Below are 8,401 nucleotides of genomic sequence, written 5' to 3'. Positions count from 1 at the left end.
AACTTCAGTCCGTCCGAGTGAGCCGCCCATTTTAGAGCAGTTCCGATCACTGTCAACACCCTGTGAGCGGAAATTTTCATCTTCCGTTTCCTCGACCGGGCTGCCTGGGCAGCGCGTTCTCGTCAGCGGGGCGCGCATTATGCACATGCCCGAGGCGATGTGGAAGCGCGGATTTCGATGCCCGTTTCAACGGTTCAGTGATGCTTGACCGTGCCGGCGCGGTGCCTGAAGGTCTGGCGCACTTCTTAGGGGCGTTGCAATGAACACACGATGGATACTGCCGCTCGCGTTGCTCGCCATGTCGGGCTGCGCCTCGGGACGTGGCGAGTGGGTCGAGCTGGCGGGCCAGCGTTACGACGTCGAGATCGCGGACGACGACGCGGAGCGCGCGCGCGGACTGATGTTCCGCGAGGAGATGCCCAGCAACCACGGCATGCTCTTCGTGCATGAGAGCGAGGAGCCGCTCGCCTACTGGATGAAGAACACCAAGATCGCGCTGGACATCCTGTACTTCGATACGGGCCGGCGGCTGGTGGCCCAGCAGCGCGACGTGCCGCCGTGCACGCTGGGCGACGCCTGCCCGCCCTATCCGAGCGGCGTGCCGGCCCGCTATGTGCTCGAGCTCAACGCCGGCCAGGCCGAGCGGCTGGGCCTGAAGGACGGGGTGGAGCTGAAGCTGAGCCCTGCGGTGGCGCCCGCCCGCTAGGGCTCAGACCGTCGTCATCTCGAAGTCGTCCTTGGTGACGCCGCAGTCCGGGCAGGTCCACGTGTCCGGCACGTCCTCCCAGCGCGTTCCGGGCGCGATGCCCTCCTCGGGCAGGCCGAGCGCCTCGTCGTAGATGAATCCGCAGACGACGCACATCCAGGTGCGGAAGGGAGCGTTTTCTGCAGGGGTCGACATGGGCGGATAATGCGGCGGTTGCGGGCGCGCATTGTCCCATTCGCTCCAGTCCGCGGAAAGCATGAGCACTCCCCTGCCGCCGTGGCCGCGCCGCGGCCTCTATGTCCTCACCCCCGACGAGCCCGACACGGCGCGGCTGCTTGCGCGCGTCGAGCCGGTGCTGGACGCGGGGCCGGCACTGCTCCAGTACCGCAACAAGCCGGCCCGTCCGTCGCTGCGTCGAATGCAGGCGACCGCCCTGCTCGCGCTGTGTCGCACGTACGGCGTGCCCCTTGTCGTCAACGACGACTGGCGGCTCGCGGGCGAGATCGGTGCCCACGGGGCGCACCTGGGCGGCGACGATGGCGACCTCGAGGAGGCGCGCCGCCAACTGGGTGACGACGCGATCCTCGGTGCGTCCTGCTACGACGATGTCGAGCGCGCGCGCACCGCGATGCGTGCCGGTGCGAGCTATGTCGCCTTCGGCGCCTTCTTTCCGTCGACCACCAAGCCCGGCGCGCGCCGCGCCGGCCTGCACCTGCTTCGCGATCCATCGGTCGCCGCGCTTCCACGCGTCGCCATCGGCGGCATCACGCCCCACAACGCGCGAGGGGTAATCGATGCCGGTGCCGACCTCGTCGCCGTCGTCGGCGGCGTGTTCGACGCGCCCGATCCGCATGCCGCCGCCCTCGCCTATCTCGCCTGCTTCAAGGAATCCGCCGAATGAACCACAGCACGTCCGAGCGCCTGTTCGCGCGCGCCTCCGAACTTCTCCCCGGCGGCGTCAATTCGCCCGTGCGCGCGTTCCGCTCAGTGGGCGGCACGCCGTTCTTTGCGCAGCGCGCTGAAGGCGCCCGCTTGTTCGATGTCGACGGCAACGCCTATGTCGACTACGTCGGCTCGTGGGGCCCGATGATCGCGGGGCATGCGCATCCGCACGTGCTGGATGCCGTGGCCCGCACGATGCGCGACGGACTGAGCTTCGGCGTGCCGAATGCGCTCGAGGTGACGATGGCCGAGGCGATCACCTCGATCGTGCCGAGTTGCGAGATGGTGCGCATGGTGAACTCGGGCACGGAGGCCACGCTCTCGGCGATCCGCCTGGCGCGCGGCGCGACGGGGCGCTCGCGCATCGTCAAGTTCGAGGGCTGCTACCACGGCCACGGCGACAGCTTCCTCGTCAAGGCCGGCAGCGGCGTCATGACGCTCGGCCTGCCCAACTCGCCGGGCGTGCCGGCGGCGCTGGCCGATCTCACCCTGACCCTGCCCTACAACGATTTCGACGCGGCGACGGCGCTGTTCGACGAAGTGGGTGGCGACATCGCCGCGCTGATCATCGAGCCCATCGTGGGCAACGCGAACTGCATCCTGCCGCGCGAGGGCTACCTGCAGCACCTGCGCGCACTGTGCACGCAGCACGGTGCATTGCTGATCTTCGACGAGGTGATGACCGGCTTCCGCGTCGCGCTCGGCGGTGCGCAGCAGCGCTACGGCGTGACGCCGGATCTCTCGACCTTCGGCAAGATCATCGGCGGCGGCATGCCGGTGGGCGCCTATGGCGGGCGACGCGACCTGCTGCAGCAGATCGCACCGGCGGGCCCGATCTACCAGGCCGGAACGCTGAGCGGCAATCCGGTCGCGATGGCGGCCGGGCTCGCCACGCTCGACCTCATCCGCGCGCCGGGCTTCCACGACGCGCTCGAGCGCACCACGCACCGCCTGTGCGACGGCCTGGAGGCCGCGGCCCGCGACGCCGGCATCGCATTCCACACCGTGCGCGCACCCGGCATGTTCGGCCTGTACTTCCGCGAGGGCCCGGTCGAGACGTTCGACGACGCGAAGGGCTCGGACACCGCGCGTTTCAACCGCTTCTTCCACGCGATGCTCGATCGCGGCGTGTACCTCGCCCCGTCGGCATTCGAAGCGGGCTTCGTGTCGAGCGCGCATGGCGACGCGGAGATCGAACTGACGCTGGCGGCGGCACGCGAGGCGTTCGCCGCGTTGTGACGCCCGCTCCGACGCTCGTGCTGTTCGACCTCGACGGCGTGCTCGTCGAGTACGACCGCGGCGCGCGCGTACGCCATCTGGCCGAAGCGCTGCGCGTCGAGCCCGCGGCCGTGCATGCGGCCCTGTTCGAGAGTGGCTTGGAGGACCGCTTCGATGCCGGCACGATCGGAGCGCGCGATTACCTCGCCGCACTCGGGGATGCACTCGGCGTCGCGGTGGACGTCGCCACGTGGGCGGCGGCACGCGGCGCAGCGATGCGCCTCGACCCGGCGACGGTCGGGCTGCTGCGGGCGGTGGCGCGCCGGTGCGATGTCGCGATCCTGACCAACAACGGCGGGCTGCTGCTCGACGTGCTGCCGCGCTTGCTGCCGTCGCTCGCCGACGTGTTCGGCGAGCGGATGCTGTGCAGCGGCGGCTTCGGCGTGCGCAAGCCGGAGCCGCGCGTCTACCTGGACGCCGTGCGCCACCTCGGCCATGCGCCCGCCTCGACGCTGTTCCTCGACGATGCGCCGGCGAACGTCGACGGTGCCCGGCGTGCGGGGCTTCGATCCGCGCACGTGCCGCAGTCCGCCGCGCTCGGCGACGTCCTGCGGGCTTACGGACTCGGCTGAGCCGCGGCGACGTCACGGAGCGCGCGTCCGAGGCGCGCGAGCCCGTCGTCGACGTCCGCATCCGTGATGTTCAGGGCGGGCACGAAGCGCAATACGTCGGGGCCGGCCTGCAGCAGCAGCAGTCCGTGCTCGACGCAGCGATCGAGGATCTCGGCCGCACGGCCGGCGAGATGCGGGCGCAGCTGCGCGCCGATCATCAGGCCGCGACCGCGGATGTCGTCGAACAGGCCGAGCTCCGAGTCGAAGGCGTGCAGCGCTTCGCGGATCCGCTGCGCCTGGCGGCCGACATTGCGCCCCACCTCGTCCGAAGACAGCTCGCGCAATGCGGCGAGCGCGACGGCCGCCGCGAGGGGATTGCCGCCGAACGTCGTGCCGTGCGCGCCGAACTGCAGCGTCTGCGCCGCGGCCGGGCCCGCGAGCATCGCGCCGATCGGGAAGCCGCCGCCGAGCGCCTTGGCGAGGGTGACGACGTCGGGTCGCACCCCGAACGCCTGCCAGGCGAACAGGTGGCCGGTGCGGCCCATGCCGCACTGGATCTCGTCGAACATGAGCAGCGCGCCGTGGGTGTCGCAGAGTTCGCGCAGCCCCGCCAGGAACGCGGGGTCGGCCGGCATCACGCCGCCCTCGCCCTGCACCGGTTCGACCAGCACGGCGCAGACGTCGCCGGCGGCCATGGCGGCGCGGGCGGCGTCGATGTCGTTGAAGCGCGCGTAGCGGAATCCCGGCGGCAGTGGCTCGAAGCCCTCGTGGTACTTGGGCTGCGCGGTCGCGGTGACGGTCGCGAGGGTGCGGCCGTGGAAGCTGCCCTCGAAGGTGAGGATCGTCCGGCGCGCGGGCTCGCGGCCCTGCGCGGTGGCCCAGCGGCGCGCGAGCTTGATCGCCGCCTCGTTCGCCTCCGCACCCGAATTGCAGAGGAAGGCGCGCTCGGCGAAGCCCGAGGCGTTGACCAGCGCTTCGGCCAGACGCAGCGGCGGCTCGGAGACGAAGACGTTGCTGGTGTGCCACAGGCGCGCGGCCTGAGCGGTGAGCGCCCCGACCAGCGCAGGGTGCGCGTGGCCCAGCGCGTTCACGGCGATGCCGGCGCCGAAATCGACGTACTCGCGCCCGTCGACGTCCCACAGGCGCGAGCCGGCGCCGCGGTCGAGCACGATGCGACGCGGCCGGTACACCGGCACGTAGTACCGTTCGGACAGTGGAAACAGGGCGTCGGAGGACGTAGTCATGCGGGACGGGACGACGGCGGGTGGAGCGGCATTCTGGACGCTCGCGGGGCGGACTGCATGACCGGCTCGCCCGAACGCGGCATGGAGCCGGCGTCGGAGACCGGCTGGCGGCGGCGCTGGTTCGACATCATCTACCGGCACGACACGCGCCCTGCGCGCAATTTCGACGTGCTGCTGCTCGTCGCGATCGCGGCGAGCGTGCTGGTGATCATGCTGGAGAGCACGCCGTCGGCGCGCGAGGTCTACGGGCCCGGCCTGCGGATGCTCGAGTGGCTGTTCACCGGCGCGTTCACCATCGAATACGCGATGCGGCTGATCGTCGTGCGACGGCCGCTGCGCTATGCGCTGAGCCTGTGGGGCCTCGTCGACCTGCTGTCGATCCTGCCGACCTACCTCTCCGCGCTGGTGCCCGGCAGCCAGGGCCTGCTCGTCGTTCGGCTGCTGCGCGCGCTGCGGCTGTTCCGCATCCTCAAGATGGCGCCCTACGTGCAGGAAAGCGGCCTGCTCGCCGGCGCGCTGTGGCGCAGCCGCCGCAAGATCCTCGTCTTCCTGCTCGCGGTGCTGACGCTGGTCGTGATCTTCGGCACGCTGATGTACATCGTGGAAGGTCCGGCGCACGGGTTCACCAGCATCCCGACCGGCATGTACTGGGCGGTGGTCACGGTCACCACCGTGGGGTTCGGCGACGTCGCGCCCGCCACGCCACTGGGGCGGGCGATCACCTCGGTGCTGATCCTCATCGGCTACGGGATCATCGCGGTGCCGACCGGCATCTACACCGCCGAGCTCGCGACCGGGCTCCGCGGCGCGACCCCGGACGCGCCGGCCGCGCTCGACGATACGGAGTGCGCCGCATGTGGCCTCGTCGGCCACGGGCCCGAGGCGCGCTACTGCCGACGCTGCGGCACGTCGATGCTGCAGCCGCGCTGAGCGCGCGTCACCAGCTGCCGGTGTTCCCCATCGAGGCCCAGGGTTCGGCGGGCGCGAGCGGTGCGCCCTTCTGCAGCAGCTCGACGGAGACCAGGTCCGGCGAGCGCACGAACGCCATGTGGCCGTCGCGGGGCGGCCGGTGGATCGTGTAGCCCATCGCCATCAGGCGCGCGCAGTCGGCGTAGATGTCGTCCACCGCGAATGCGACGTGGCCGAAGTTGCGCGCGCTGCCGTAGTCCTCGTCGTCGTAGTTCCACGTCAGCTCGATCTCCGACTCCGGGTTCTCGGGCGCGCCGAGGTAGACGAGCGTGAAGCGGCCCTGCGGATAGTCGCGCCGACGGTTCTCGACGAGGCCGAGCCCGTCGCACCAGAAGCGCAGCGAGGCGTCGAGGTCGCGGACACGGACCATGGCGTGCAGGTACTTCATGCGTCGGGCTCCAGGAAGAGGTCGGGCAGCAGTCGGCGCGAAGGATCGACCGCGTAGCGCGAGAAGTCGGCGACGCCGGCGGCGCGCAGCACGTCCTCGTCGATGTAGAAGCGGCCGGTCGCCTCGACGGCGGGCCGCGTCAGGATCACGTGCGCCGCATCGGCGACGATCTCGGGGCGGCGACAGGCCGCAGCGTCGACGCCGGGAATCATGTTGATCGCATCGGTGGCGATGACCGTCTTCGGCCACAGCGCATTGATCGCGACGCCGCGGTCGCGGAACTCCGCCGCGAGACCGAGCGTCACGTGGCTCATGCCCATCTTGGCGAGCGTGTAGCCGGTGTGGGGCTCCCACCATTTGGGATCGAGATTCGGCGGCGGCGCGAGCGTCAGCACGTGCGGATCCGGCGCCTCGAGCAGGTGCGGCAGGCAGGCCTGGGTGACGAGGAACGTGCCGCGGGCGTTGACGCCGTGCATCAGGTCGAACCGCTTCATCGGCGTGTCGAGCGCGCCGCGCAGCCAGATCGCACTCGCGTTGTTGACCAGGCAGTCGATGCCACCGAAGGCGTCGACCGTGGCGGCGACCGCCGCACGCACCTCGTCCTCTTCGCGGATGTCGCAGCGCAGGGCGAGCGGCGTCCCGCCCGCGGCGCGGACTTCCTCGGCGACGCTGTGGATCGTGCCGGGCAGCTTGGGGTTGGGCACGCCCGATTTCGCGAGGATGGCGACATTCGCGCCGTCGGCCGCGACGCGCAGCGCGATCGCGCGGCCGATGCCACGGGAGGCGCCGGTGATGAGGACCGTCTTGCCGGAAAGGGTCATGGGGACGTCCGAGCTTGGGTGGACAGGAAGGGCGCGACGCGACGCGGTGCTGCGCACTTGCGGATCATCGCAGGCGCGGAAGCGGTGTCGCTGCGCACGGCGCGCCCGGCGGCGCGGCGCCGAGTCTCGCTCACGGCTTCGGCCCCTGCCCTTCGTTGTCCTCCCAGCGCAGCAGGCGACGGGTCACGAAGCGGTAGGCGTGCTTGCCGGTCGCGAACCACAGCTCGCGGACCCACGACCGGCGCTTGAGCACGCGTCGCTCGACGGGCGTGAGCGCGTCGGGGCAGTAGGTGCGCTTGTGCTTGAGCAGGTGGCGCAGGTCCTCGCGCGCGAGCAGGCGGATCCAGCCCGAGCGCGGGGCGCCGCGGCTGGCCAGCTGGAAGTCGATGACCGCGGGCGAGCCGTCGTCGAGGACCAGCCAGTTGGCTTCCTTCGCGAGGTCGTTGTGGGCTAGCCCGCGCTGGTGCAGGCGCTGCAGCAGGCGACGGGCATCGCGGAAATACGCGACGTCGCCGCGCGGCGGCCGCTCGTACATCGGTGCGCCCGACATGTAGCTGCGGTCGAGGCGACGGCCGTCCCAGCGCAGCAGGCGCGGCACCGCCTCGAGGCCGAGCACCGCCTGCAGGCCCCGCGCCTCGCGGCGCGCGAGCCACCACGCGGGCAGGCGCAGCCACAGCGGGACGTGCGCGAGGTCGCGGCGCACGAACGTCACGCCCTGCGCGCGCATCAGCGCGATGCGACCGAAGCTGTCGGCCTTGAGCGCGGCGATTTCCACCGCGTCCGCGGCCGCATCGGGGGGAGTGGGCATCGCGACAGTGTACGGGCACGGATTCCGGCGACGCCTTCCCGGATACGCCTGCATGGCGATAATCGAGCCGATGACCCCCGCCTGGATCGACACCGCCACCGCCTGGATCGCCGCGCATCCGGTGGCCGCGGGCGCGCTGATCTTCCTCGTCGCCTTCTGCGACGCGGTCATCGTGCTCGGGATCGTCGTGCCCGCCCTGCCGCTGCTGTTCGCCGTGGGCACACTGGTCGGCCTCGGCCACATCAACGGGCCGTACGCGGTCGCGAGCGCGGCCCTCGGCGCCTTCGTCGGCGACGGCATGAGCTACTGGATAGGCCGGCGCTGGGGCGCGCAGCTGCGCACGCGCGGGCCGTTCGCGCGCTATCCGCAATGGCTCGAGCGCGGCGAGGCGATGTTCCGCCGCCACGGCCTCAAGAGCATCTTCATCGCACGCTTCGTGGGCGCGGTGCGTCCGTTCGTGCCCGCCATCGCCGGCATGCTCGACATGCCGACGGCGCGCTACCTGCTGCCGAGCGCGGTCGCCTGCCTCGGCTGGGCGGTGGCCTTCCTCGCGCCCGGCTGGGTGCTGGGGGCCTCGTACGAGGCGGTGGAGGCGGTGGCGGACCGGCTGGCGGTCGTGCTCGGCGGACTGCTCGTCGCCGTCGCGGCGGCCTGGGCGGCCGTGCTCTACACGTGGCGCTGGTCCGCAACGCAC

Annotated in this window: 11 protein-coding genes; 6 read left to right on the top strand and 5 right to left on the bottom strand. The window is 71.4% G+C overall.

Annotation, left to right across the window (positions count from 1 at the left end; all coding sequences use genetic code 11):
* The first annotated feature begins 259 nt into the window (after nucleotides 1-259).
* Entirely contained in the window at nucleotides 260-706 is a 447-nt protein-coding gene (locus ACY35P_RS14415; protein WP_462116531.1) for a DUF192 domain-containing protein, read from the top strand.
* Nucleotides 707-709: 3 nt separating this feature from the next.
* Here ACY35P_RS14415 and ACY35P_RS14410 read toward each other — a convergent pair whose 3' ends face one another.
* Entirely contained in the window at nucleotides 710-901 is a 192-nt protein-coding gene (locus tag ACY35P_RS14410) for a rubredoxin (protein ID WP_462116530.1), read from the bottom strand.
* Between the two features lie 61 nt (nucleotides 902-962).
* Here ACY35P_RS14410 and thiE point away from each other — a divergent pair, with 61 nt between their 5' ends.
* The 3 genes from thiE to ACY35P_RS14395 are packed head-to-tail and all read left to right on the top strand — an operon-like array spanning nucleotide 963 to nucleotide 3,498.
* On the top strand, nucleotides 963-1,607 hold the full coding sequence (gene thiE / locus ACY35P_RS14405; protein WP_462116529.1) for a thiamine phosphate synthase: 645 nt from the start codon (nucleotides 963-965) through the stop codon (nucleotides 1,605-1,607).
* Nucleotides 1,604-2,887 carry a glutamate-1-semialdehyde 2,1-aminomutase gene (hemL, locus tag ACY35P_RS14400; RefSeq protein WP_462116528.1) on the top strand — a complete coding sequence of 428 codons (1,284 nt, stop codon included), beginning with the start codon at nucleotides 1,604-1,606 and terminating at the stop codon, nucleotides 2,885-2,887. The genes thiE and hemL overlap by 4 nt, the downstream gene beginning before the upstream one ends.
* Entirely contained in the window at nucleotides 2,884-3,498 is a 615-nt protein-coding gene (locus ACY35P_RS14395) for an HAD-IA family hydrolase (protein WP_462116527.1), read from the top strand. The genes hemL and ACY35P_RS14395 overlap by 4 nt, the downstream gene beginning before the upstream one ends.
* Here the strand turns inward: ACY35P_RS14395 and ACY35P_RS14390 are convergent.
* A complete protein-coding gene (locus ACY35P_RS14390; protein WP_462116526.1) occupies nucleotides 3,483-4,721 on the bottom strand; it encodes an aspartate aminotransferase family protein in 1,239 nt (412 codons plus the stop codon). The two genes, ACY35P_RS14395 and ACY35P_RS14390, sit on opposite strands and share 16 nt — an antisense overlap.
* 57 nt (nucleotides 4,722-4,778) lie before the next feature.
* Between ACY35P_RS14390 and ACY35P_RS14385 the strand changes: the two genes are divergently transcribed.
* Nucleotides 4,779-5,651, top strand: coding sequence for an ion transporter (locus ACY35P_RS14385; protein WP_462116525.1), 873 nt, complete (start codon nucleotides 4,779-4,781; stop codon nucleotides 5,649-5,651).
* 7 nt (nucleotides 5,652-5,658) lie between these two features.
* Here the strand turns inward: ACY35P_RS14385 and ACY35P_RS14380 are convergent, their stop codons facing one another.
* The 3 genes from ACY35P_RS14380 to ACY35P_RS14370 form a co-directional block, all read right to left on the bottom strand.
* A complete protein-coding gene (locus ACY35P_RS14380) occupies nucleotides 5,659-6,078 on the bottom strand; it encodes a VOC family protein (protein WP_462116524.1) in 420 nt (139 codons plus the stop codon).
* Nucleotides 6,075-6,899 carry an SDR family oxidoreductase gene (locus ACY35P_RS14375; protein ID WP_462116523.1) on the bottom strand — a complete coding sequence of 275 codons (825 nt, stop codon included), beginning with the start codon at nucleotides 6,897-6,899 and terminating at the stop codon, nucleotides 6,075-6,077. The genes ACY35P_RS14380 and ACY35P_RS14375 overlap by 4 nt, the downstream gene beginning before the upstream one ends.
* A 130-nt stretch (nucleotides 6,900-7,029) precedes the next feature.
* Nucleotides 7,030-7,707, bottom strand: a complete 678-nt coding sequence (locus ACY35P_RS14370) for a protein kinase family protein (protein WP_462116522.1) — start codon at nucleotides 7,705-7,707, stop codon at nucleotides 7,030-7,032.
* Nucleotides 7,708-7,777: 70 nt separating this feature from the next.
* Between ACY35P_RS14370 and ACY35P_RS14365 the strand changes: the two genes are divergently transcribed.
* Nucleotides 7,778-8,401, top strand: a 624-nt coding sequence (locus tag ACY35P_RS14365) for a DedA family protein (protein WP_462116532.1), incomplete at its 3' end; no start/stop codon positions are given.

The sequence above is a fragment of the Lysobacter xanthus genome (genome assembly GCF_047159895.1).
Note: the sequence above shows the minus strand (reverse complement) of the source record. Positions and strands in the feature narration are given on the sequence as shown.